Genomic DNA, 25,181 nt, shown 5'->3' on the forward strand with positions numbered 1-25,181 from the left:
AACTTACATCATAACAAAAAAGACACGAATTGGCTAATCTCTTTTGAGACTTCGCCAAATTGATTATGGCACAGCAGCATCTCAAGTATGCTTAACCAAAATCATCGTGCCATTTTTCAAATCATGCGCGTTCGCATCCAATATTTTTTCCAGTGAGAAAGAGACTTTCTGCAGGTCATCCTCTTGCTCCACCACAAAGATTGGCGCACCTCCGCCAACCCGATCCTTTGTTAATGTCACAACTGCAAGAATTTGCGACATGACAATTCATGCCCCCTTATTTTTGTTTACACCGGCTTCAGACGGCATACGCACGGCGCTCTCTAACACGGGAACCCGATGCAGAGCAATAAATGTCTTGTTAGCATCTTTCTCCTGTGGCAGCAGCAGCACTCCGACAGTTCCTGTATTCATATCCAGCTTGGCCATTGGCCGTAAAGAAGGTTCCCCCTCATCCCGGTAAACGCCAAACAAGGTAGAAATATCATGGAGAATCGCCTGTCTTTGGCCCAGATTCGCCAAGGTCACGCGAGAATTGCGATTTTTGGGTTTGATCAGAAAACCTATCCCATGCTCTTGAATCTTATTTCGGCTATCCTCCAGCCCCACGTTCATAATATAAATGGAGCCGACGAACAAATCGGGCCCATCAATCCGGATAGGAACGGCTTCGATATCCGCTATTTCCCCTAACTTTTTACCTGATTTAAAATAGTGCGCAAGCCAGATGGACAAAATACCGGCTAGAACTCCCCAGTACCAAGCAAACAAAATACTGAAGAGGGACGCCAGAAAAGCTGAGAAAATGACCAGATAATTTCTTCCCTCGAAAACCATGGCGATGCCTTCGATGTAAGCAGCCCCTCTCGGAACTAGCTCCAGTTCATCAACCTTCGTTAAGCTTTGTCTTTCCATATTGCGAACATCTCGGAACTGCTGCGCGGCTAAGGAAAGAAACGTAACTGCTGTATAGTTTTTGTCCAGCAAAGCCGGCACTGCAACAGCTCCTAAACCTGCCGCAATTACGCCAAGGGAAATATGTATGATTTTTCCGTGTGGATATGTTGGATATTGCCTGTAATCGGTCCTAAGCATATTAAGCCTAGCTATAATCCCAAAAATAACACCTACGACGATGCCTATCGTATACCGATGTGCATAAAACCAGTCCATTACTTTCTCCAGCCTCCTTTTCGCTCCAACCAGCTTCTTATCATACTTCGACAGCCCGTGTAGGCCGCTTGCAGAATAATCGTCATCGTTCGCGCCGTAAAGACAGAAAGCCACCATTGATCTTGAAATGTCGAATGGCCGACATGATGGTAGCCCCCTACGGGATGAATGCCTGCCTGGTACATATCACCAAGCAAATAGCCCATCGAGAGAGCGGCAATTTGCTCCAGAGGATTGCGCTGTAAAACAACCGCTATCACAGCGAGCAATAAGGCAATATCCCAATCTGAATTTCGCACAATGAGGATAGGATCCATCTCCAGCAGCTGCTGCAGCAAGAAATGAAGCGAACCCAGCAGAAGCCCGATAGAAAGCACATGAAGCTTATGAATGAAGCCTTGAATCACGAAAAGAACACCTATGCTAATGACCAAAACCAAGATATAGACGAGTTGAATATGCACTTGTTTGATCGTCACAGAAAAGCATGAACCTGCAATCCACAGGGCAAAAAAAAGAAGCATGCCCTTATGCGATATACTTCTGACGTACAGCTCCTTCCAGCCGCTGGCAAACAAAATCAACGTGATACAAAGGAGAATGAGAGACAAATAACCGGAGTTCATAATCTGACCACCCTACAAGGCATTGGCGAACCGATGATAACTATCACCGCTTGCCTGCGGATCTACAGGCTTCCACTCTCCATAGGTAGAGGGAAGCACATCTTGATCCTTAGTATGGCAATCTTTCGATTATTTACTCCGATTGGTTTTATCTGCATATGAAGTTAAATCAATCCCACGGGTACGGCACCATTCTGCCGTTTCTCCCATAATGACGACGGGGCATTGCCCCAAATCCTTTATCGTAGGAGCGCCTAGCGCTGTCATAATTAATATAAGTCCTTGATGAAGCTCATCTGCAAAATGATGCAGGCTTTGGGTGCCTTGCTCGCGCAGCACCTTCAGAAATGCCCCCGCCATACCGACGGCAGAAGCGCCAAGAGCAAGCGCTTTGGCCGCTTCCAAAGCGTTCGTGATACCCCCTGAGGCAATTACATTGCCTCTTGTGTAAACAGACAGCGCCTCCAATAGCGAGATGCTTGTCGGGGTGCCCCAGTCGTTCAGCCACTCTATGGCTGCTGGACGTCTGGCATTCTCGATGGCTGCGAAATTCGTGCCGCCGGAACCGCCAACATCCAAGATACGAACACCAATCTCTTGTAATTGTTTGGCGTTATCTTTCAAGATGCCGAAGCCGACTTCCTTGACAATGACCGGCACCTGCACGTGCCGAACGATTGCTTCAATCCGCTTGAGCATGCCTACAAAGCTGCGATCCCCTTCAGGCATGATCAGCTCTTGCATGACGTTCAAATGAATTTGCAACGCATTGGCCTCAATCATTTCAATTGCTCTAACTGCTTGGTCAACGGTGGCCTCGCTGCCCAAATTCGCAAACACGACCCCCCTCGGGTTTTCGCGTCGCACAACTTGGTAGCTGGATGCTACCTCGCTGTTTTTAAGCGCTGACATCTGGGAGCCGACGGCCATCGCCATGCCCTTCTCCCTTGCCAGAATGGCTAGTTCGCGGTTGATGCTCTCTGTCTCCTGGGCGCCTCCGGTCATCGCATTAATTAAAATCGGCGAACTCATAATGAGATCGCCGATTTCAGTCGTTAATGCAATGTGATCCGTTGAAGTCTCAGGTAGACAGTTATGCACAAGCTTGATATCCGACAGCCCTTGCTGTCTGGATTGACCAAGCTCCAGCGCGTAATGGACATGCTCCATTTTGCGTGAGATGCGCATTCCTTTGGTCCTCCTAAAATCCAAGTATCACTTATTTTTTAAATTTGGAAAGCTTGTCGCCGAAACGCTCGCCAAGCGTCATGGACAGACCTTGGTTGCTTAAAGATACGTTCTCGTTGCCAGCGATTTCTTTTTGATGACTAGCGCTGTTACCGCGGTCACGGTCGCCTCTAGGCTGTCTTTCTCTTTCTGGTTTAGCAGCGGATGGAGCAGCTGCCCCAGCAGGAGCTTCTGGAGCTTCTTCTGTTTCTTTGATGCTTAGGCTAACGCGTTTCTCAGATGCATTGATTTCCAAGATTTTCACTTGAACTTCTTGGCCTTCTTTCAATACTTCATGAGGTGTTCCGATGTGACGGTGAGCGATTTGAGAAATATGCACAAGGCCTTCAACACCAGGAGCCACTTCAACGAATGCGCCAAAAGCAGCAAGACGTTTTACAGTACCTGTTACGATATCGCCAGCTTTGAAATCATTCTCCACATTGGACCATGGGCCTGCTTGTGTAGCTTTGATGCTAAGGCTGATTTTGTCATTGGACGGATCAAGTTTAAGGATTTGCACTTTAACTTTATCGCCTTCTTTTACAACATCAGAAGCTTGATCTACATGGTGCCAAGCTAGCTCGGAAATGTGCACCAAACCATCGATGCCACCGATATCGATAAATGCACCGAATTGTGTCAAGCGTTGAACAGTACCGTCTAGGACTTGTCCTACTTGCAATCCTTCGATGATTTTCTTTTTGTTTGCTTCGAATTCTTCATCCAATACATCTTTTTGAGAAAGGATGACTTTGTTTTTCTCGCGGTCGATTTCTTTCACACGTAGACGCAATGTGCGGCCTTTGTAGGAGGAGAAATCTTCAACGAATTGACGCTCAACCATGGAAGCAGGTACGAAACCACGTACGCCGATATCCACAACCAAACCGCCTTTTACAACTTCAGCTACAGAAGCTTCGATAATTTCTTTGCTTTCTAGCTGACCTTGCAATGTTTCCCAAGCTTTTTCGCTGTCCACAACGCGTTTGGAAAGAACCAAAGTTTCTTTCGCATCGTTGATAGAAACAACTTTCAATTCTACTTCTTGTCCAAGCTGTACTGCTTGACCAGCATCTTCCAAGCTAACGGAAGATAGTTCGCGAACCGGAATAACACCATCGTATTTGTAACCGATATCCACGAAGGCTTGATCTGCGTCTACCTTAACGATTTTGCCCTTCACGGTAGCGCCTTTCTTCAGCACAGCAACATTGTTCATGGCATGCTCCGCTTCTGCTTGCGATACGGCTGTTTCTTGAGCTTCTTGCGTTTGATCTTGAACTTTTACTTCATCTGACATGAGATTAGCCTCCTCTAATTACAACCAACAAAAAATAATTTATAAGTCACAAAGCAGTATGTAAGCTTCTACTCTGTTTCAAACAAAACAATCATCATCATTCGCTTTTGAAGATAGTATAATTCCAAGCTTTCATTTCCATACATGTGGCTTATGCCTTGCTATATGTACTGTGTAAGCGGCGAATTTCTTTCATAATGGCTTCAGTCGCGAGCTCCAAATCTTCTGAGCTAGCTCCCGCATAAGCACTCAAATCAAGGGGTTTGCCGTATACGATGGTCATGCGGCGGAATAAAGAATAAGTACCAATAATTGCCACAGGAACGACCGCAGCGCCAGATTTCAAAGCAAGAGAAGCAGCGCCCTTCTTGCCCATTCCCCCAGCGTTATTTCGTGAACCTTCCGGGAAAACGCCTAACATGTTGCCGTCACGGAGCAGTTGCACCGCGAGACGGATCGATTCTCTGCTTACGCCACCGCGTTTAACTGGAAAAGCGCCTACTTTTGAAATGACCGGGCCCAGAACAGGAATATCGAATAGTTCAGCTTTCGCCATAAAATGTACCATACGTTTCAACGGTGTTCCTAATAATGGAGGATCCAATAAACTTGTATGATTGCCGCAAAGCACTACTGCACCATGTTTAGGGACATTATCCGTACCGATGGCTCGCAACTGGAAAAACAAGGTGAAAAAGCAGCGAAACAAGGCCCTGCCGATGCGGTATAGCATCTTATTTGCCACCTCCGACTTTGTTTTTACAAAGCCCAAGGATCTCATCCACAACTTCTTCAATCGTCATTGAGGTACTGTCCATCAACACAGCATCATGAGCACGTCTGAGCGGAGAAATCTCTCGATCTTGGTCCAATTGGTCCCTACGAGCAATGTCCTGTTCAAGTTCGGAGAGCGTCAGTGTACAAGTACCGCTGTTTTGCATCTCTTTGAAGCGTCGCTCTGCGCGTTCCTTTACGCTGGCTGTTAGAAATACCTTGATTTCGGCGTCAGGCATGACATGAGTGCCGATATCCCGGCCATCCATGACAACGCCCCTGGAAATCGCCATTTGTTTCTGCAAGGCGACCAGCAATTCGCGTATCGCGCCATAACTGGCAATTCGGGAAACATGGTTTGTAATGTCCGTCGTACGGATTGCTTTCGTCACATCGACGCCATCGACAAAAACTTGTTGACCTTCTTCTCCAGGTATGAGCTCAATCTTCATGCGATTGGCCAAAGCAGCCACTTCTGTCTCTTGCTCAGGTAGCAGCCCTTCTTGCTGTACTTTCCATGTTACTGCCCGATACATGGCTCCTGTATCCACGTAAACGAATCCAAGTGCTCCGGCAACTAGCCGAGCAATGGTACTTTTACCGGCTCCAGCAGGTCCATCAATGGCAATATTGAACTTATCCAAGCTGCTGTTCCTCCCAACGATACTTCACAATACCTTACGAACAAAAAAGCAGGCACTGCCTGCTAATTGATTCAAATTATATCACACTACCTAGTCATATGCAAAACTTGGACGGATAATAGATTGCACCCTGACGTGCTTAAGAGCGCTCTCCCTTCCCATTTTGAGGCAGCATATAAGGCTTTCCTTCTAACGGTTCAACCCGTGTAAAATGCTTACGAATATAAGGGATTTGGAGCAATAACTGTACGCAAATAAGTACGATAAAACAAACGAGTGTTGTCCGAATAATCACCTTTTCTACTTTCGCAGAAAAGAGGATAAACAACTGCTCGTAGGACTTCGTTTCCCGATCATTGGACATGAGCTTCTCACCTGCTCGAATAGGCATATTGTCTGGTAGTATACCCAAGCGAGTGAACTCTCATGCTTACAAGCAGAGAGACTTTTGACTAAGTCAAAAGATCCCTATATTATCTTTTCCGGAAATCCATCTGGCGTTCAAAACAAAAACGAATTAGTTTCTGGCGCTCCCTATCCAAAATTTCAACAAATCTGACCATGGCGAGTTGCTTGCCGGTATCCAATTGTTTGACCCGTACAACTTCGCCGCTAAAAGGAATATGCTCAATGTTGCCATTCTTGTAAGGCACTAGCAGCCAACAGGAAATAAACATGTTGATGCCTAGCGGGATTTGGCCATCATAAACGACCGAAACGCCGCCTCCGCCAACATCGTCGGTCACGCCAATAAATTGAACTTGGTCTGACACTTTGATCGCTATTTCCAGTTCCGCCGGCACCCTTAGAAAGCTTCGACGTTGGACTTGCGTGATTGCATCCGGCTCTGGCTTGTGAAGCTCGACAAGCCGAATTACGTCTTCTCGAAAACCGGTAACCGACGTTGTGAAGTAATGTTTCACGCCGCCTTGACCAATATAAAAGGTGTTTAACTCATCGCCATAATACAGCTTTTTGAGTCGACCCGTATGCTCATTCATTGGAATTTCTATGACGATTGAGCTATCCGTTACATCGGCAATTCTAGATTTGTATTCGATTCTCGATTCTTCTTCATCAATGCTGTTGACTTGTATATGTAAAATTTGGTTGACCTTGGGCAGCAATCCCTGCACCTCCGAAACATATTATGACACAATTATACCACGCCTCTCTTATTTGAATAGCAAAAAAAAGAAGCCGGTCTCGAATCCGCTCCTTTTTTTTCAATATTATGTCGTTTTTTCTGCAGCTGCTTGTGCTTGATCCGGACGAATCGTCTCGATTTTTTCTTCCATGCCCAAATCACCATTGATATAGACTCGATAAAGATTATTGTTCATTTTCCCTATAAATTCATGACAGAGAACCTCTTCATCCAAATCATTTTTGATGACAGCGAGAGATTCCGCCGTCACTTTCATATTCGGACTTAGTTGTTTCCGCGCTTCGGCCGATGTAATTTTGGGTTGTCCGAAATTCCGCTGGACTTGGCCATAAATATAATCCGAAGCTTGAAGGCCAATTACTTCGAGCGTGTCTAACGCTACCTTAACGCTGATTTGCTGCGGATATATCGTAACATCTTTCTCACGTTTAGCAAAAATAATATTCGCGATGTTTTGATATTGATCATAACTGACTGCACTCATATCTTTATATTCATGTTGATCTAAGAACTCATTTGCGATATCGCGTGCCTGCCGCAGGTCAAACTTCGATTCTTTGACATCTCGCGGTTTCATAAAATAAATCAATTGACCGCCTTTTTTCGTATAATCCATCTGGACACTATCGGCGCCGCTAGTCCCGCTCGGGATCACAACGCTGTAGCTTTGATTCTCAGGCGAATTTCCACCGTTTTCTACGACTTGCATGTTCGCTGCATCGGCTTGACCAAGGAATTGCGATGCTTTTTGCTTAATCTGATCTGCCGTCATATCGTTGCCGGACAACATGCTAATCTTCTTCTGGGAAAGCATGCCCATACTGCCAGGTCCCCAATTCAGCTCCTCGTAGGCGCCTACTTTTTTATCCACGATGTTAAAGCCGTCAATAATCGCATTATCATGCACTTCATTTTCGGAAGCTAGCGCTAGTTCCACGTCCATCCAACGCAAATTGTTCGTCATTACTTTGTCTTGAACCCCGCGTATTTCCTTCGTAATCTCAGCGGAATGATCGTATAGCGAACTTAGCGTTTTTATTTCCGTTTCCGTTAATGGCTGCTTGGTCATATCGCGAACGGACATCCGGTATGAATAATTAGCCATATTGGCTAAGAAATCCTCTGTTTTGTTAAAAGGCAGCAGCGTTAACGGAAGCTGTGTTATATCACTTTGAGCTTGACTGGTCAACCGCCACACATTCACAAGCCCTTTCCGGTAAGAAGGTTCAGCTGTTGAGTTAACAGCCAGTGTGTTTCCTAGCTCCGTATGCAGTTTATCCATATGGAAAGAGAGATCATGGAACGCACGCTGATATTGGTTCTCTGCTTTAATCAAAATCGTATTTTTCTCCTGATGCTCCAAGTACCCCCAAACCGATGCACCGATTAAGGCAACCAAAAGGAATGGAAACATGACAATGCTCAATCTTTTATACACGCGAATACCCCTTTCATCCCCTAAACTTGCGCTTAGTTTTTGCGCAGATAGACAGGTTTATACAAGATTGACAACAAAAAGAGGCCTATTCCTAAAGAATGGCCCCTCGTTATTCATCCGTCTCTACTTCGAAATCATGCTCATTACTGCAGATACACTGTCTAAAGCCCGTTTCGATCTTACCTTTTTCTCTTTTACCTTTCAGCACGAACTTTTCCCCGCACTGCCTGCAGCGGATCTTTACTTTCACTCGTGTTATGGACATGTACACCCTCCCGGTAGTTCCAAACTCTTTGAGCCAGGAAACGCCTTCTATACAGTCCAGTATTGCCCAAATCAACTCATTTTAATCTTCTCATCTCTTGAAGCGACGCGCAGAGGCGAATGGGCATTCGCCCGGTCAACCCGCCAAATCGTACGAATCCACAGAAATGTCATAACCGGAATCATGACCCAGACCCAGTTGGATTTGAAAAAGAGCAAGATGTAGTCAAACAACCCATGCCAGAGTATCGGCAGAAGGAGTGAGAACCACAGATACCTTTGGGCTTTGTGAGGAACGAACTTGGCTTTCCCCAAGTAATAACCCATCATGACTCCGAAAAGAGCATGCGCTGAAACCGGCAGAAGCGCACGGATCATTAGCGCCGAGAAGGATGCTGCATTTAAGAATGCGTAGATGATATTTTCTAAAGTAGCGTAACCCAAGCTTACCGCAACCGCGTATACGATTCCGTCATAAGGTTCATCAAATGCTTCATGCCTGAAGATCAAATGATACAGAACGAACCATTTCATAAACTCCTCAATGCCCCCGGATAAGAGAAACGATGAAATAAAAGTTCCCTCGCCTACTTCTTGAATCAGAGCATTCTGAAGCACCATCGTCGGATATACGAGCAGCACGCCAAATAAGAACATGCGAATGACCAAATGGATGGGTTCCGTTTCGTAACGATCTTTTAAATAAAAGTATGCAAGCAGTGAGAGACCTGGGGCTACGGCTGCAAGAACAATCGGTAGTATTTGCAAATGCGGCTTCCCCCTTATGCTAGAAGTTATGAAGTACCCTCAGTACTGTCATGTCATATTACATTATAGTCATTTCGGTATGACTTTTCTATGATTTATTCGGTAAAGAGCGCACAATCATTATGGAAAACGAGAGGGATATTCCCTATTGTGCCATTTCGGTTCTTCGTTAATGCAAGCGATATCGCCTGTTGGCCATCTACATCCGATTTCAGCGGTTGCATAATCATCACGACATCAGCAGAAGCCTGAACGCGGTCTGGTACGTTATCTTGACCTAGCTCCAAGGCAGTAGCTGCGATAATCGGGCAATCCCATTCGCGGGACCACTGCTTAAGCGTAAACGCAATAGCTGCCTGCTGCTGCTGCCAAGTCAGTGCCGCAGAACCTTCTCCCATTGGAATTCGCTGCAAATGATCGATGAAAATCACGGGTTCTTTGCCCACGATGACTGCAATTCGTTCTATGTTAGCGGCGACTTGATCCAGCGTTGTACTCATCGTACACTCAAGCATCCACAGCATCTTGCTAATTTTTCCATACTGTTTGTTCGCCTCAGCCACTTGTTCGGGATCTATCTTTCCGCCAAGCACCTTCTGCGGCGCTACGCCAATGATCCGCGCTATGCTGCGTGACCACAATTCAAAATTCGTCATGTCCCAGGAAACAAATATGACCGGTGTTTCTTCAAACGCGATATGATCAGCCATTTGTTTCAGCAGCATACTTTTGCCTATAGCTCCTGACCCGGCAAGAAGGTACAAGCCATTCCCAAAGCCGCCGAACAAAAGCGTGTCCAGCTTATCAAATCCTGTTCGAATAGAGGCTACCTGCCCACGGAATCTTTTCATATATTCTTCCAAATAAACCGTGCTATTCTTGATATCCGGCGCTACAGGCGCTAACATTGCTTCTTCAACAGATTGATTAACCAGTGCAAGGAATGTCTCAACCGGATTTTTCGCTCTTACGAACAGATCATTAATATCCCGAATGGTCTCAGGCAGAGAAATAATGTACGTTTCATTACCTTGTTCTCGTAAAACAGATTCAATCCGTGTAGACTCTCTCCGTCCGTACTCGTCGTTCCCCATACAAATATAAACGCGTTTCCCTGTAAAAAGGGAAAGATGGTGCTCTTTAAATATGCCATAATCCGGCACGCAAACAGCCGGGACTTTGGCCTGTGTGAGAGACAGCACATCGAAAATGCCGCTGCACAAAATGACTTCATCGGAATCTTCCAAGGCAGCGTAATTAAAAAGGTATTGGTCAACCCCATGCAAGGCCTTATACTTCGGCTCTTTATTATCTATTGAGCGTCCGATTAAGTCGACAATCTCACCGTCGTAATTACGGATTGGCAAGATCACTCTGTGCTCAAAATAATCGCCTAGCTGATTCTGATCGACGTAGAACCCGATTTTTCCGATTTCAAAACCAATCCGAAATAATTGAGCGGTTTCCTCGGTAATTCCTCTTTTTTGCAAATACAAATAAGCTTCTTCTCTCATCTGTTTCTGGTAGTAGCTAAGTAAACTGTCCAAATCAACCGCTGCCAACGTTGGCGCCAGCCGTTTATGCTCTAAGTTCGTCATGATTTTCTCCCCAATCGTCTCTTCACAAGGATGCAAAACCACTTTCTATCCAATTAAAAAAAGCATCAACAAAAACGGTTGTTTTTGAAGATGCTTGTTTCATTCAACAACAAAAGAAAAGAGGATGGCCTTTATTTAAAGTGCTGACAAAGCACCTTCACGGCGTCATCGGCAATAATCGTCTTCCCATACTCTTCAAGCACCGCTTGTGTGACGGAAGCAGCTTCCCCGAATTCGGATAGGACCGCGATTAACGCTTGGTACTTCGTATCTTCAAGGTCAACAGGTTCTAGTTGTAAAATATATTTCCCTTTGTACGAATAAAGGGTGCCGCCTTCAATGAGTAGCGGATTGATTACTTTGGAGACACGCAGCAGATCTTCAAAGTCACGGAACGCATAGGAGACTAAATCGCTTTGTTCAAGCGTTACTTCCATCTCATACACTTCTTCAGCTTCATGATCCTCATACGAATCTGAATTCGCATACAAATCAAGCTTGCCTCTTGTTACAATGACAACCATTCCCTGGGCTGGCAGTGCAAACACCTCAACGGCTAGAGGTCCGGACGGGTCAAATCCGAGCTCTGAATAGGCTTGATCCATCATTTCACTGAATAATTCGTGTACTTTGGGGATTTCTCTCCACATGTCGTCCTTTTGAATTCCGCGTTCAGTTAAGTCATCGAATGTTAGGAAAATCCGTATCTTATCCTGACTTAAGCGTTCTATTTTCATGATAGGATCCTCCTTTGAGCCTCCCAATTGGAAAGCTTGCATCGAAAGCATGGTCATCTTATTAAAACAGAATATGATAAAAAAACAAAAATGTGAACCTTGAAGCAAGATTTGGACAAGTATTCTTTTATCGTTTTCACCTACCATGTTAACACTATTTGATTCCAATTGCACGTGCAAGTTATGTATAAAAAGAAAAAGCACAGCCGGCCCCGTGGGTTTGCCTGACTGTGCCTGTTGTGAGCATTTATTGAATTGTCGACGTATTTTCCTTGTTGGCTTTGAGAATTTCGTTGACGGTCACACTCAAATGAGGATCTTCCTTCACGATTTTTTCCACCTGGCCCAGTCCGCCGCTCGCATTTGAGCTTGTACTTGAGAAATTCCGAACTGGCGAATCACCAAAGGATTTGTTCGCAAAAGTATCTTTCGCTTTATCCACTACTTTCCCCATCGATTCACTTGATGAGCTGAACGCGGAGAACAACATTGATTTACTTTTGCGATTCAGATAGACGACCGCTGCAGCTCCGGCAATGCCACCTAACAAAAATGTTCCTATCTTCATTGGGTCTCCCTCCATGTTAATTTAGTATGAATCCTTCATAGGTTGCGCGAGTTGTAGAGAGGGCATACGTCCAAACAATAGGAAAACAAAGGAGATATGTTCTATGTGAAATGTGGTACTATAAGGAGAGACGAAAGAAGTTATATTGCCTGAGGAGAACGAGAAATGACTAACAAAGCCAGTGTCCTGTTGATCAGCATGATGATATTCCTATCGGCCTGCAGTGAAAGCCAACCAGCCAAAAGCCCAGTTTCCACAGCCAGTGCGACACCAACAACAGCAGCTACGACAGCTGCTAGCCCTACTCCTACGGCAGCACCTACCCAAACGCCGACTCCTACACCTACGCCAGAGCCAACAAAAACAGTACCGCAAGAAGTAAAGAAGGACTATCATATGAACAAAAATTATGATATCGTCCCCAATGACCCTAACGGAAACAAGAAAATTATCCTGTTAACTTTTGATGATGGACCCAAAGAGCAGGAGATGAATCAGTCGCTAATCGATACTCTCAAAAAACATAACGCGAAGGCGATTTTCTTTTTGAATGGCTACCGGATCAAACAAAAACCCGAGCTCGTTAAACTCATCCATGAAAGCGGCAATATCATTGGCAATCATGCATGGGATCATGACAATTTGAAAGACATGCCGAATGCCAAGATTGATCAACAAGTGGACGATGTTCAGAAAATAATAAAAGAATTAACCGGGCAGACCCCGCAATTTTTCCGTCCGCCATTTGGTTCGGGCAACGACTATTTGAAAGCTAAAATTAAAGAAAATAAAATGCTTTATATGACTTGGTCAAACGGATCATTGGATTGGGAAATGACTAATCAAAAGAATGACCCTAACAAAGTCATCGAGAATGTCATGAAGCAGCTGCATGGCGGCAGCAATATTCTGATGCATGAACTGCCATGGACAGTTAAAATTTTAGACACTCTTCTGACGCAGTTAGAGGAAAAAGGGTATTCGTTCGTAGATCCGAATGCTATTGAGCTTGAAATGAGATAACAAAAAGCTTTGCAGCTCCCTTTCACATCATCAGGGGCTTGCAAAGCTTTTTCTTTTAATAGCTGATATTGACCGTTTTCGTGCTCTCTACAAAGGTTACCTTCGCCCCAAGCGCTTCTGACAGCAAACGAACTGGGATCATCGTTGTATCATTAACTAACTTAGCCGCGGCCTCCGCCTGATGCTCCACACCATTCAAGCTATATGCATCCCTGTTTGTATAGAAGAGGATCGTTTTGTCTTTTTTCTTATATACCGCAGCCTTTTGTTTATCATCCCACTCCACTGTTGCACCTAGAGCCGCGGCGAGGTCTCGGATATAAAGATAGGAGGTTCCCTCTTGAATATATGGCTTCTGTTTCATTGGATACGGGATGAGATCGAGAACGTATTTGTCGCCAGTTAAAGCAAATGACACGAGATGATTTCGATTTAGTCCGAAATTGCCCATTTGTAGTGTGTAAGAAGCCGCATCACTGTGCAGTTTAAGCACGCCTAAGCCCTCGCGAGGCTCTGTGCGGAACGTCCATTCCTTGCTGTAAGACTTGGTGGTAGCATCCTCCATAGTTGCCGTTAATTTGACTTTCGCTTTATAGGTCGTATCCAAATCTAACGGTTTCGATGGCATGATAATCACTTCTGTATCCAGATGATCGTCCGTGCCAGGCTCGTTCTTCAACAGGCTGACAGCTTTCCCGGCTTCATCCTTTAATTCTGCCTCATCCAAACGAACTTTCTTTACGCCTGGTCCATAAATTGAAGCCATGATTGGATACCCGACTGGATATGCCGCTGCCGCATGATTACGAATCGGATCAGGTGTTTCATGGCCATCAAACATCGTCGGGACATAGACATCGTTGCTGCCTGGAGAAACAACAAGTTCAGGTGATACCCCATCCGAAAATCCAAATTCAATGACGTGATAAGGCCCATCTTTATAAACTCCAATTTCGACGAGTCCAGGTACCATAAATGGTGTTCGATGATAAGGAGCATCAAATAAACTATCAATTGCTTCAACAAGCGAGACACTGTTGTAAGCTACGTCCTCGCTGCTCGAGCGAGCGTATCCGATAAATTGTGCGCGTTCTTTCAAGGACTTTCCAATATATCCAGGCAGCGCCGGATCCTCATCATGCAAGGAAACGGCTGTTTTAATTGGATCGATTTTGTTTTGCGACAAATATTGCGCATGCTTCTGAGCCGCTACGTTCAAAGCATCGCTAAACTTCACTTTCGTTAATCCCATTTTGACCCGATAGTCGTTAATCGCCTGCAGACCAGCTTGCTGCTCCTGGCTTGTCTCAGAAGACAGTGTGACGGCTCCAGGTACTACCGTAAAATCCCAACTAATCTGAACAGGCTCATAACCGCTGAAGCTAAAAGATAAACGTGCCGAGTACTTACCAGGTGTCAGATCCGCTTGTGGCTTGGCTGATACACATATTTAACAGAAACAGGATCATAAGTAGCCTTCACTTCCTGATTATTCAGATAAAAATGATAACTTTCTGGCGTTATCCCTTCACTGAGTTCTAAATTCACCCCAATAGCCGGGCGTAAAAGGCCTACATCTCCCTGTGGATAGGTCAAGTAACCATATGACAACGCATAAGAGGGTTTTGACGACCAAATCAAACTTGATAACAAAACAAACAGAGCAGCTATTATTTTTACCGAAGCAGTCCATTTTCTTCTTACTAGAATGACATTCATTGCAGCTAAATCCTCCCATGACAAAGTGAGCTCATAAAAAAAGAAGCTATGAATCTATCATAGCTCCTCTATATGATTTACACAACTTTACTCAACTGGGAGATCTTATGAATAATACCTAATCCCCCATGCCGTTAAACTAATAACAAGAATGACAAATAACCAAAGTAATGTAACGTAAAAGATTCGGGTCCATTTTCCCCGTTCAGAGGGATGCACCGCTTGCCGCGGCGGTAAATAGGTGTCATCTTCCTCCATTTCAATTGGCCTTCGCTGAGAACGAGAAGGCATCTTTCCCTCTGCATTCATGTGCTCTGTTCTTCCTCCTCTTTACCATAACGAAGTATGCATCCCATGATGAAGTCGATGATAAAGTGGGCTATAATTGGTGCCCAGAGGCTCCCGGTTTGTATATAGATCCAGCCGAGGCCGTAGCTTATACTAAATACCATCCCTGTCATCAGCCAATGCTGTAAATAGCGAATATGGATCGCCGCGAACAAAATACTAGTCCAATAAGGTCCCCAGGCATGCTGAATGGCTCCGCGAAACAACACTTCTTCGCATACGGCAACAATAAATGAAATGAGCGCGATATGCCAGATCGGACGCTGTCCGAAAATCATCTCATTAATTCCGCCGTCATCCGACACTTCCTTAGGCACCCACCTTGAGATTAACATATCAATCCCAAGGACCGCTATTGCAAATAAACTCCCCCAAATCGGGATTTTCCAACCGCCTTGAATTGTGAACATAGAAATAAACTTATGATTGCTCTGAAAAAAAATGATAATAATTCCGATAATAAGCGTAAGTAGTTGGGTTATGTACAGATTGAGCAGTAAAGTTCGGTCATTGAGATCATTCACATCGACTTTTCCGAAACGGATACTCTTAAAATCGAATTTTTTCATAGATGCAGCCTCTTTCCTCACATATTCCCTTTTATACCTATTTCACCTATACTAAGTTAAAAGAAAAAGAGAGAATAAGGAGCTTGATTATGGATAAGCGTCTTACCCGCACTGATTATTTATTTGCACTTATGTTTATCTTTATGCTTGTTTGTATACTCGGCGCTTTCTTCTACGGATTGAAAATCGGACAGGAAAAATCGGATCAGAAATACGAGAAAATATTGCACGCTGATAAGGCGGTTGTACAAGAATATGGTGCCTACGACCAGCAAGTTCTCGTTTCTTATTACCATACCATCTTTTTGCCCTTTAGGGAATTTCAGAATAAATGGTTTGAATTGATGAGTCAAATCGAAGCTGGTAATTCAACCATTGACGCTTCAGCCGTGCTGAAAGAATTAAACAAGCTGGCTGATGAGAAATATGTCGCCCTCCAAAGTAAAAATATGCCGGCAACGTCACCGCTTCTCGTCCAATCGCATCAAGGGTATCTCAAAAGCTTGAAGCTTTTTGCAGATACGTTGAAAAGTTATCAAAGCAAAGCCAATGGACTAAGCGGACCACAGCTGCTCGATGCCATCCAAAAAGATGCTTATTTCATAGAAGCGAAAACTCAGGCGCTGACAGCTCAGAAGAATTACTTTGATTCTATTGTTGCTTGGAATGGAACAATCGATCCTGATATTGAAAATTTCAATCCGAATAAAAATGCTAATTTGGATCAGTGGCGTGCAATGAACTTAAATGTCAAAAATCTGTATATCACAGCAAAGCTGCTAAATAACAAATCCTTTGCTCCCTTTTACCCGCAAGATTTGACGATTCGTATTGATGAGTTTATCGCTTCCGGACAAGCCAAGAAACTGAACGTCAATGACGTCAATCAAACGATGGATCTTCTGCTTAGTACCAATGCCGTTCGATCCGGCGACTTTGTGAAGGGCAAGGCCAAATGGTATACGAACGAACAGCTACCACAGCTCCCTTTCTTCTCAGATGTCAATTGAAATAACCGATTATGATAGGCAAAAGGAGTTAAGCGGCCTCAAGGTGCTTAACTCCTTTGTGGTACCAAATGTTATACTCAGTCGTATTGAAAGCCACGAAGCATTGCTACTGCGGCCATTCCACCATCTACATTAATAACGCGGTCTATGCCGTTCTCTTGCAAATATTCGGCAACCCGGTAACTGCGCACACCATGAGCGCATACGAGATATATATCCTGATCTTCTGGCAGTTCTCCTAAACGATGGGGAATTTGCCCCATGGGGATCAGCTTAGCTTCCTCCAGATGATAGAATTCCCATTCATGTGGCTCCCTCACATCAATAATGATGCTATCCTTCAATGTCTGTTGATCCAATGCTTCAACGAATTTCTGCGGGTGAATACTCGTTATGTCCACTATGGCACTTCCTTCCTCGCCTGCTGCAAATGCAATTCCTATTTATCCAGTACAATAGCGAAAATCGTGATAAAATTCAAGCAAAAATAGCATTGCTTTCTAAGGGGCGTTGCTTTAAAATAAACAAAAATGCTTTCTCGTGTTTGTCAAATATGGCTTTCATGTGAATTTGATGAAAATGATTCGACATGTATTGACACGATTTCAACAGCATGGTAATCTAATGAAAATTCTATCACAGTAAAGCGTTGACGGAGCCAAGCAAGTAAAGTAGTTTTCAGAGAGCCGATGGTTGGTGCGAATCGGTAGCGAACATTTTGCGGAGCACTCCAGAGTTATTGCATTGAATATCAGTAGATGCAGTCGGAACAGGAACACGTTACAGTTCCAGGTCGTTAGACCGATTGAGGCTTCTCATGCGAATGGGCAGCGAACTAGGGTGGTACCACGAAAGCAATCTCTCGTCCCTTTGGATCTAGACATCCGTGTCTGTTCCGGAGGGTTGGGAGTTTTTTTTATGTTCATATTCTAAGGAGGTACGAATGATGTACAAAGTTCTAGTATCCGATCCAATTAGTGACATGGGAATTCAAATGCTTTATGATGCAGCTGATGTTGAAGTGGTAAAACAAACTGGTCTGTCCGAAGATGAGCTCGTCTCCATCATTGGCGAGTATGATGCGCTCCTGGTTCGCAGCCAAACGAAAGTAACAGAGAAAATTATGAATGCAGCAGCTAAGCTCAAAGTAATCGGCCGCGCTGGCGTAGGCGTCGACAACATTGATCTGGAAGCAGCAACGAAACGCGGTATTATTGTTATCAATGCGCCAGACGGCAATACAATTGCAACTTGCGAGCTTACTTTTGCGATGATGATGTCCACTGCTCGTATGATCCCGCAAGCCTATAAGAAAACAGTCGGCGGCGAATGGGACCGTAAATTCATCGGTGTTGAGCTTCGTAACAAAACACTCGGTATCCTCGGTATGGGACGTATCGGAAGCGAAGTAGCAAAACGCGCGAAAGTATTCGGCATGGAAGTTATCGGTTATGACCCATTCTTGACGGAAGAGCGTGCAGAGAAACTAGGGGTTAAGCTTGGGACTGTTAATGAAATCGTTGCGAAAGCCGACTTCATCACGGTTCACACACCACTTACACCAGAAACACGTCACTTGATTTCCAAGCCGCAATTCGAAATCATGAAGCCGGGCATGCGTCTAATCAACTGTGCTCGCGGCGGAATTATTGACGAAATGGCAATGGTTGAAGCGATCGATCAAGGTATCGTAGCTGGCGCTGCTTTTGACGTATTCGAAGTAGAGCCTCCACAAAAGGATCACCCATTCTTGAACAATCCAAAAGTAATCGTAACCCCTCACCTTGGTGCTTCTACCATTGAAGCGCAAGAAAATGTTGCGATTGACGTTTCAGAAGAAGTACTTCACATTCTGCGCAATGAGCCTTTCAAAAATGCGGTTAACTTGCCGCCAGTACCAGCAAATGTTTTGAACAAACTTCAACCCTATTTCGGGCTTGGCGAAAAGATCGGTTCCATTCTTGGTCAAATCGCACAAGGCGCTGTGTATGAAATTGTTGTCAATTATGCTGGCGATCTGATTGATGTAGATACTAGCCAATTAACTCGTTACATTGTTAAGGGTGTTTTCGAGAACCAACTGGAAGGCATCAACATCGTAAACGCGATGCACTTGGCTAAATCACGCGATGTGAACATTGTTGTTCAAACATCAAACACATCAAGCTCCTTCACAAACCTTGTGACAGTTACCCTAAAAACAAAACAAGAAGAAAAAACGCTAGCAGGAACTTTACTTTCTGGTTACGGCGAACGTATCGTACGTATCGATCAATATCCTGTTGACTTCTCTGCTGAAGGAAACCTGCTTCTTATTTCCCACAATGATAAACCAGGTATTATCGGTCGCGTAGGAACACTGCTAGGCAGCAACAACGTGAACATTGCAACGATGCAAGTAGGTCGTAAAGTGATCGGCGGATCCGCCATCATGGTTCTGACAATCGACAAATCAGCTCCTGCTGAAGTGTTAGCAGAACTGTCGACACAAGCCGAAATCGTGAATGTTCGTGCGCTTAAGGTATAAACCACTCAACTAAAGGTACAAAGTGTTTCACGAACAACAAGATTTTGTCTGAATATTCTACAAAATGAAAGGCGTTTGCTGTGAGTTTTCACAGCAAACGCCTCTTTTTGTGTCGAAATTGTGACATCATTGGGGTTCACAGGGCAACATTATCGTAAATGTTGTTCCTTGCCCCAGCACACTTTGCGCAGTAACAATCCCGTAATGCGATTCAATAATATTTCTCACGATTGATAGACCCAAACCGGTGCCTCCCGATGAACCGCGCGTACGCGCTTTATCAGCTTTGTAGAAGCGTTCAAAGATAAATGGCAGGTCGCTGGCAGGTATCCCCTGCCCCTCGTCAGTGACCTCAATGCGAATCGCCGGCTTACTCTTGAACGTAGCCGGCTCCGCCTTCATAGCAATACCGGCCCCTGAGGCTGTATGCCGGAAAGCATTATCAAGCAGGTTCGTCAGCACCTGCTCAAGCCTGTCCTCATCCCCTCGCTCAAGGATGAGCGGTTTATCCGGCAGCGACATGCTTAGCGCGATGCCTCGCTCTTTGGCCAGCACCGAAAACTTGCGGTGCATCCGGCGAATCAGTGAGTCGACATCGACCTCACTGATTGCCAGCTCGAGATGGCCGGCTTCCATCCGCGCCAGATCGAGCAGGTCACGGACGAGGCGCCCCATGCGGAGCGACTCGTCGTGGATGACCTGCACAAGCTCCACGCGCTCCTCCGGCGTGGAGGGAATGTCATCCAGCAGGGCTTCGCTATAGCCCTGCAGCATCGAGATCGGCGTACGAAGCTCATGCGACACGTTCGCCACGAAATCTTTGCGCAGCTTGTCGAGGAGCTCTTCTTCCGTAACATTACGGAGAACCGCTACCGCGCCGCGCACTTCATCGCTTTGTTCGCTCATGTATAAAGGAGTCATGGCGACAGACCATACGTAGTTCTGCACATGCAGCTTGGTTGCGGCTTCCGTTGATTCGTCTACGGCCGCTTCAAAAAGTGGTATCAGGGGGACGGGAATCGGAACCAAGAACGGATTGCTGTAGCTCGTTAATCCCCAATCACCAAGCGCTGTATCCGGCTTACGGTAGCGTTTGGTCTCCTCATCATCCTCCGACCATTCGATGGCGCTCCATTCCTGTACGATTTTCTCCCCTTGCGGATTGGTGAGCATGACAGACCCATTCGCATCCAATGTGATTACCGCATCGGTCATACTGTGCAAGATACTCGATAAATGCTCTTTCTCTTGGGAGAGTGCTCGGATGCTTTCCTGCATTTTCTCCCCCATATGGTTAAATGTCTTAGCCAACTCGCCGATTTCATCCTTAGATATAATAGGTACTCTAGTCCCGTATTCTCCCTTGGTAATGAAATCCGCAGCTTTTTTCAACTGCTGAAGCGGCCTTGTTATTTTCGCGAATAGGAAGAAGGCAAAGAAAGTTGTCATCAGAAAACCAACGATGGACACATAGATAAACAATCTAAGCATGTAGGACTGCGTCGCTTCGAGTGATTGCAGCGATTGATAAATAATTGTTGCGCCGGCAATGCTATCCTGCAAATTTTTCAGAGGAACGGCGACAACCAGATACTCTTCGCCAGCTTTTAAACGACCAAGTTTAGACTTATTAATCGATTTATCAATGGTTTCACCAGCAAATACACGTTGAAGTTCAGCCTCTGTATAAAGGTCCGTAACGTGGAAACCGCCTAATGTATTTCCTAGCGTGGATGGCATGACCATTTCCTTCATTTCCTTGGAAATAACCAACAGTTTCGCATCCTGAAAGCCTAAAAGTTCGTTGCTTAACTGATAAAACTGTTCATTATACATATGATGAGAGGCTTCATCTGAAAAATTCCGAGCCAGCTTCTCAATGTTAGCGGTTTGATCCTTGGCTTGGGAGAAATAATTTTCCATATAATTTACAAGAAAAAGACCTAGTATGAGCAGTACTACCCCAACTAGGCCAATGATTGTCAACCAAAGCTTACCTACGACGCTTCTGAAAATAAACACGTTATTTAGGCACCTCTAGCTTATAGCCTACTCCCCACACCGTTGTAATCATCGCAGCAGCATCCGGGGAAACTTTGTTTAATTTTTCACGGAGTCTTTTGACATGGGTATCGACTGTCCGCAAATCTCCAAAAAACTCATAGTTCCAAACATCCTTCAAAAGCTCTTCGCGCGAGAATACTTTATCCGGTGAAACAGCCAAGTAATGCAGCAGTTCATATTCTTTTGGCGTCAACGCCACTTCCTGGCCTCCTGCGGTTACGCGATGGGCATCATGTTCGATAATCAAATTTGGAAACACAATATTGTTACTTGAGCTTGCATCCTTAGCCAGATATGCTGTAGCTGAGGAGCGGCGCAAAATCGCTTTAACCCGATAAATAACTTCACGAGGAGAGAATGGCTTCACGACATAGTCATCCGCCCCAACTTCAAATCCGCTGACACGGTTCGTTTCCTCCCCTTTGGCTGTCAGCATGATAACCGGTGTAGACTTCACCTGGCGAAGTCGCGCACACACTTCAATCCCATCAATTCCAGGGAGCATAACATCGAGCAGCACGAGGTCATAGTCCGTTTCTGTCGCCATGCGCAGGGCAGTCTCGCCATCCTCTGCTTCTTCAATGATATAGCCCTCTTTTTCTAAATACATGCGGAGCAATCGGCGAATACGTTCTTCATCATCAACAACGAGTATGCTAGCTTTCATTTCCATGGAGCTTCACATCCTTATCTAAATTAAGTTCGAATTGTTTTATACACCTGCATAGGAGTGCAGCCCCGCGATAACAAGGTTTACCCCAACTAATGTAAACATAACCACAATAAAACCAATGACGGTTAGCCAAGCTGATTTCTTGCCTTGCCAGCCCTTGGATAAGCGAAGATGTAAAAATACGGCATAGAATAACCAAGTAATCAGTGCCCATACTTCTTTTGGATCCCAGCCCCAGAATCGTCCCCACGCTTCCTGAGCCCAAATCATCGCAAAAATCAATGCGCCTAATGTAAAAATCGGATAGCCGATTGCAATAGCGCGATAGCTGATTTCATCGAGATCCTCAGGATCCATGCCTTTAACTATAGGTCCAATAGCGGCCCCTAACGGTTTGCGGGCAACCAGTCGGGCAAGCCAGTAAAGTACAAGCCCTCCGAGAACGGACCAAATCACCGTGTTCAGCTTACGTCCCGCACTCGCGCCTTCCATCCAGGACGGTGCCGTAAATAGCGGTTCCTTCATGCCTAAGAATGGCTTCATTTCAACAACCTTCGTATTGTAAGGCTTCACGATTGGAGGCAGTACATAAGTCTCGTTCTGGATGTTCGTTTGCTGTTGGCCTTGCGCATCCATAACCGTAACCTCTTTGGAAAATACAGCTTTATAGCCTGAACCGTTAAATGTAAAAATAGAAGCAATAAAAGCGATTAGCATTATGATGAAAAAGAGTGTAAGCTCAACGCCTCTTTGTTCACGTTTATCTGTTTGGGTCGTACCTTTAAAATCCACTGCTCGCAACAGATACATGAGCCCGCCGGCGAAACCGACGCCGAAGAATGCTTCACCGGTTGCAGCTGTCGTTACATGGATCTTCAGCCAGTAACTTTGCAGTGCCGGAATCAGCGGCTGAACCTCGCTAGGAAATACAGAGGCATAAGCAATGATAATAAAGCCGATCGGCAATGCGAAAACACCAAGTACCGGTGTGCGATAAATGAGATAAACGATCAAGAAAGCAAACATGATCATCATCCCTAGGAAGGTCATGAATTCGTACATATTCGAAGTCGGAATGTGATTCCCTTCCGCCCATCTTGTAAAGAAGAACGTCACTTGGCAGGCAAATCCGACAACGGAAGTCAGGAAGGCTGCGAACCCCCATTGCTTCTGATGCTGCTCCGGATCACGATTACTCCATTTCTTACCGGTAATCGAGAGGACGAAAAGCAAAAATGCTGCCAGGTATACAAAAAACGCTATAAGTAAAAAGGTGCTGCTGACTGAATTGACATTCACCCCTGGTTCCCTCCATTGTCTAATGATTTCGGCAGTACTTCCATGTTATTTTTCTTTAAGGCTGCTGCAACCTCATTTCGTAAGCCGAACCAGTTCTTGTTCGTATGTCCGCCGAGCGTAAGTTTACCTTCGTCAATGCGAATCCAGATACGGCGGTGCTGCCAGTAGAAGCCCATAATGACCCCAATCATGAAAATCGCTGAGCCTACCCAAATATAAGGCATAGCTTTATCCACACGAATATTCAGGTAAGTGGTATAGTTCGCAAACTGTACACCTTCCATAGATCCGACGGCAAGCTTCAGCTTCTGGCTGATCGCTCCGTTAATCGTATCTTGGGAGAACGCTTCTTTGTCAACTTGTCTTGGAAAATACAAGTACGGTTCACCGTTTGCAGAAAGTCCAGGGCCCGTAATGCTAAAAATAAATGCCGGGGCCTTCGGCTCATTCGACTTGGAGATAGGTTGTCCTTTCTCTAAGCCAAACTCAGGAAAGAACCCTTTTAAAGTCAGCTTATAAGGACCAACTTGATATACATCCTTAGGGTTATTCATCGGTAAATCGAAACTTCCAAATGTCTCACCCGTTGTAGGATTGCTCAATGTTGGTTTTACCGAAATAAGAAGAGGTGTAGCTTTGTAGTCAAATTGATACGCTTGCAAACCTTTATAATCTAGAGGATGATTCACCAAAATATTCGCTTTATGCACTTCTTCCAAGACCGGCTCTTTCGTAGAATCATCGCAATTTGCGGTGCAATGATACAAAACAGCCTGTGTTTCATACGTTTTGGGTACGACTTGTCCCTTGGACTTTATGCTTTCAGGTAAATCCTTTTCGTCGTAAAGCGCTAAAGTGAATTTTTCGTTTTTAATAAAATAAGATGAATGGGGGATGGCTTTGGTTTCACCTTCCAAAATGCCCATATACTCATCCATGTGCCAACCCGGGATGCTTCTCATCAAGACACCGATCAGAAAAATAATAAGACCAATGTGGTTAATATAAGGACCCCAACGGCTGAAACGGTATTTCTCGGCCAACAGAGCCGTCCCATCCCTATGTATGCGGTAATTTTTTTTTCGTAAAATCACGCCAAGCTTATCGGTCCACGCTTCTTCATCTGTTCCTTGTGGTAAATCTGTCACCAGGGTTACCTTTTGCCGAGTCAAGAAATTAAGATGCTTGCGGATTTGCTGCTTGGATAAAGCGCGGTAGAGCGGCAATACCCGGTCTAAACTGCAGATAACAAGTGACGTTCCGATCATAAAGAGCAAGGTGATAAACCACCATGAGTTAAATGTGTGCGAGAGACCCAGAAAGTGATAAATCGTTCCCAATTTCCCGTACGTTTCCGAATAATACTGCGCTGGATCCATATCCAAAAACGTATTTTCTTGCGGATATATCGTGCCAACGGCAGAAGCCAGCAAGGTGACGAAAATAATCCATACCGCTATTTTAACCGAGGAGAAGAAATTCCAGACTTTATCTAAAATAGAGGGGTTTGATTTCTGCGAGCGGCGAGCCATACCGTCGTAGCGCATTTCGAGTATATCTCTGCCATCCGTATCGATCAGCGGATTTCCGCAGGATTCACAGAGCGTAGTTCCTGTGGGGTTCTGATGCCCACAATCGCATTTGGTGTTGTAGAACATGAT

Annotated in this window: 27 protein-coding genes and 1 other annotated feature; of the genes, 3 read left to right on the forward strand and 24 right to left on the reverse strand. The window is 45.0% G+C overall.

Translation table 11 applies throughout. From position 1 onward, the window contains the following. Positions 1-81 precede the first annotated feature (81 nt). The 15 genes from AC58UW_RS12690 to AC58UW_RS12760 all read right to left on the reverse strand — a co-directional run bounded on the left by AC58UW_RS12690 (position 82) and on the right by AC58UW_RS12760 (position 12,288). Positions 82-261: a capping complex subunit for YIEGIA gene (locus AC58UW_RS12690; RefSeq protein ID WP_127451228.1), complete on the reverse strand. Its 180-nt coding sequence runs from the start codon at positions 259-261 to the stop codon at positions 82-84. 6 nt (positions 262-267) lie between these two features. Beyond that, positions 268-1,173, reverse strand: coding sequence for a YIEGIA family protein (locus AC58UW_RS12695; protein ID WP_497421006.1), 906 nt, complete (start codon positions 1,171-1,173; stop codon positions 268-270). Continuing rightward, positions 1,173-1,799 carry a YphA family membrane protein gene (locus tag AC58UW_RS12700; RefSeq protein ID WP_497421007.1) on the reverse strand — a complete coding sequence of 209 codons (627 nt, stop codon included), beginning with the start codon at positions 1,797-1,799 and terminating at the stop codon, positions 1,173-1,175. Before AC58UW_RS12700 ends, AC58UW_RS12695 begins: the two co-directional genes overlap by 1 nt. A gap of 129 nt (positions 1,800-1,928) precedes the next feature. Continuing rightward, positions 1,929-2,987 carry a type 2 isopentenyl-diphosphate Delta-isomerase gene (gene fni / locus AC58UW_RS12705; protein WP_497421008.1) on the reverse strand — a complete coding sequence of 353 codons (1,059 nt, stop codon included), beginning with the start codon at positions 2,985-2,987 and terminating at the stop codon, positions 1,929-1,931. Positions 2,988-3,018: 31 nt separating this feature from the next. After that, positions 3,019-4,329: a 30S ribosomal protein S1 gene (rpsA, locus tag AC58UW_RS12710; RefSeq protein ID WP_497421009.1), complete on the reverse strand. Its 1,311-nt coding sequence runs from the start codon at positions 4,327-4,329 to the stop codon at positions 3,019-3,021. A 151-nt stretch (positions 4,330-4,480) separates the two neighbouring features. Continuing rightward, entirely contained in the window at positions 4,481-5,062 is a 582-nt protein-coding gene (locus tag AC58UW_RS12715; protein WP_497421200.1) for a lysophospholipid acyltransferase family protein, read from the reverse strand. 1 nt (position 5,063) lies between these two features. Next, a complete protein-coding gene (cmk, locus tag AC58UW_RS12720) occupies positions 5,064-5,747 on the reverse strand; it encodes a (d)CMP kinase (RefSeq protein ID WP_497421010.1) in 684 nt (227 codons plus the stop codon). A gap of 139 nt (positions 5,748-5,886) precedes the next feature. After that, positions 5,887-6,111, reverse strand: a complete 225-nt coding sequence (locus AC58UW_RS12725) for a hypothetical protein (protein ID WP_497421011.1) — start codon at positions 6,109-6,111, stop codon at positions 5,887-5,889. Between the two features lie 109 nt (positions 6,112-6,220). Further along, positions 6,221-6,874 carry a flagellar brake protein gene (locus AC58UW_RS12730; RefSeq protein ID WP_497421012.1) on the reverse strand — a complete coding sequence of 218 codons (654 nt, stop codon included), beginning with the start codon at positions 6,872-6,874 and terminating at the stop codon, positions 6,221-6,223. 105 nt (positions 6,875-6,979) lie between these two features. After that, positions 6,980-8,353: a germination protein YpeB gene (gene ypeB / locus AC58UW_RS12735; protein ID WP_497421013.1), complete on the reverse strand. Its 1,374-nt coding sequence runs from the start codon at positions 8,351-8,353 to the stop codon at positions 6,980-6,982. Between the two features lie 109 nt (positions 8,354-8,462). Then, positions 8,463-8,618, reverse strand: a complete 156-nt coding sequence (locus AC58UW_RS12740) for a hypothetical protein (protein ID WP_186456150.1) — start codon at positions 8,616-8,618, stop codon at positions 8,463-8,465. Positions 8,619-8,689: 71 nt separating this feature from the next. Next, positions 8,690-9,385, reverse strand: a complete 696-nt coding sequence (prsW, locus tag AC58UW_RS12745; RefSeq protein WP_497421014.1) for a glutamic-type intramembrane protease PrsW — start codon at positions 9,383-9,385, stop codon at positions 8,690-8,692. A gap of 95 nt (positions 9,386-9,480) precedes the next feature. Beyond that, a complete protein-coding gene (locus tag AC58UW_RS12750) occupies positions 9,481-10,983 on the reverse strand; it encodes a DnaB-like helicase C-terminal domain-containing protein (RefSeq protein ID WP_497421015.1) in 1,503 nt (500 codons plus the stop codon). Positions 10,984-11,114: 131 nt separating this feature from the next. Further along, the gene (locus tag AC58UW_RS12755) at positions 11,115-11,720 is read right to left on the reverse strand and encodes a genetic competence negative regulator (RefSeq protein ID WP_497421016.1); all 606 of its coding nucleotides are present in this window, start codon (positions 11,718-11,720) and stop codon (positions 11,115-11,117) included. Between the two features lie 247 nt (positions 11,721-11,967). Next, a complete protein-coding gene (locus AC58UW_RS12760; protein ID WP_497421017.1) occupies positions 11,968-12,288 on the reverse strand; it encodes a hypothetical protein in 321 nt (106 codons plus the stop codon). Positions 12,289-12,453: 165 nt separating this feature from the next. On the opposite strand from AC58UW_RS12760, the gene AC58UW_RS12765 reads away from it, so the two are divergent. Next, positions 12,454-13,311: a polysaccharide deacetylase family protein gene (locus tag AC58UW_RS12765; protein ID WP_497421018.1), complete on the forward strand. Its 858-nt coding sequence runs from the start codon at positions 12,454-12,456 to the stop codon at positions 13,309-13,311. A gap of 55 nt (positions 13,312-13,366) precedes the next feature. Here the strand turns inward: AC58UW_RS12765 and AC58UW_RS12770 are convergent, their stop codons facing one another. From AC58UW_RS12770 to AC58UW_RS12785, 4 genes are all read right to left on the reverse strand, one after another. Further along, a complete protein-coding gene (locus tag AC58UW_RS12770) occupies positions 13,367-14,761 on the reverse strand; it encodes a stalk domain-containing protein (protein WP_497421201.1) in 1,395 nt (464 codons plus the stop codon). After that, a complete protein-coding gene (locus AC58UW_RS12775; RefSeq protein WP_497421019.1) occupies positions 14,728-15,030 on the reverse strand; it encodes a hypothetical protein in 303 nt (100 codons plus the stop codon). The genes AC58UW_RS12770 and AC58UW_RS12775 overlap by 34 nt, the downstream gene beginning before the upstream one ends. A 105-nt stretch (positions 15,031-15,135) precedes the next feature. Further along, positions 15,136-15,339: a hypothetical protein gene (locus AC58UW_RS12780; protein WP_497421020.1), complete on the reverse strand. Its 204-nt coding sequence runs from the start codon at positions 15,337-15,339 to the stop codon at positions 15,136-15,138. After that, complete coding sequence (locus AC58UW_RS12785; protein WP_497421021.1) at positions 15,336-15,947, reverse strand: CPBP family intramembrane glutamic endopeptidase; 612 nt, start codon at positions 15,945-15,947, stop codon at positions 15,336-15,338. The genes AC58UW_RS12780 and AC58UW_RS12785 overlap by 4 nt, the downstream gene beginning before the upstream one ends. An 89-nt stretch (positions 15,948-16,036) precedes the next feature. On the opposite strand from AC58UW_RS12785, the gene AC58UW_RS12790 reads away from it, so the two are divergent. Continuing rightward, positions 16,037-16,957 carry a hypothetical protein gene (locus AC58UW_RS12790; RefSeq protein ID WP_497421022.1) on the forward strand — a complete coding sequence of 307 codons (921 nt, stop codon included), beginning with the start codon at positions 16,037-16,039 and terminating at the stop codon, positions 16,955-16,957. A gap of 77 nt (positions 16,958-17,034) precedes the next feature. Here AC58UW_RS12790 and AC58UW_RS12795 read toward each other — a convergent pair whose 3' ends face one another. Then, positions 17,035-17,358 carry a rhodanese-like domain-containing protein gene (locus AC58UW_RS12795; protein ID WP_497421023.1) on the reverse strand — a complete coding sequence of 108 codons (324 nt, stop codon included), beginning with the start codon at positions 17,356-17,358 and terminating at the stop codon, positions 17,035-17,037. A 239-nt stretch (positions 17,359-17,597) separates the two neighbouring features. Then, positions 17,598-17,830 (forward strand) — a binding site (T-box leader). 73 nt (positions 17,831-17,903) lie between these two features. Here AC58UW_RS12795 and serA point away from each other — a divergent pair. Continuing rightward, a complete protein-coding gene (gene serA, locus AC58UW_RS12800; protein ID WP_497421024.1) occupies positions 17,904-19,484 on the forward strand; it encodes a phosphoglycerate dehydrogenase in 1,581 nt (526 codons plus the stop codon). Between the two features lie 126 nt (positions 19,485-19,610). On the opposite strand, the gene AC58UW_RS12805 is transcribed toward serA, so the two are convergent. From AC58UW_RS12805 to resB, 4 genes are read right to left on the reverse strand one after another with little or no spacing between them, the layout of a single operon-like run. Beyond that, on the reverse strand, positions 19,611-21,506 hold the full coding sequence (locus AC58UW_RS12805) for a HAMP domain-containing sensor histidine kinase (protein ID WP_497421025.1): 1,896 nt from the start codon (positions 21,504-21,506) through the stop codon (positions 19,611-19,613). Position 21,507: 1 nt separating this feature from the next. Continuing rightward, positions 21,508-22,221, reverse strand: coding sequence for a response regulator transcription factor (locus AC58UW_RS12810; protein WP_497421026.1), 714 nt, complete (start codon positions 22,219-22,221; stop codon positions 21,508-21,510). Between the two features lie 39 nt (positions 22,222-22,260). Then, a complete protein-coding gene (ccsA, locus tag AC58UW_RS12815) occupies positions 22,261-23,520 on the reverse strand; it encodes a cytochrome c biogenesis protein CcsA (protein ID WP_497421027.1) in 1,260 nt (419 codons plus the stop codon). Next, complete coding sequence (gene resB, locus AC58UW_RS12820) at positions 23,517-25,178, reverse strand: cytochrome c biogenesis protein ResB (RefSeq protein ID WP_497421028.1); 1,662 nt, start codon at positions 25,176-25,178, stop codon at positions 23,517-23,519. The genes ccsA and resB overlap by 4 nt, the downstream gene beginning before the upstream one ends. Positions 25,179-25,181: the final 3 nt, after the last annotated feature.

The organism is Paenibacillus sp. J22R160, from assembly GCF_059692135.1.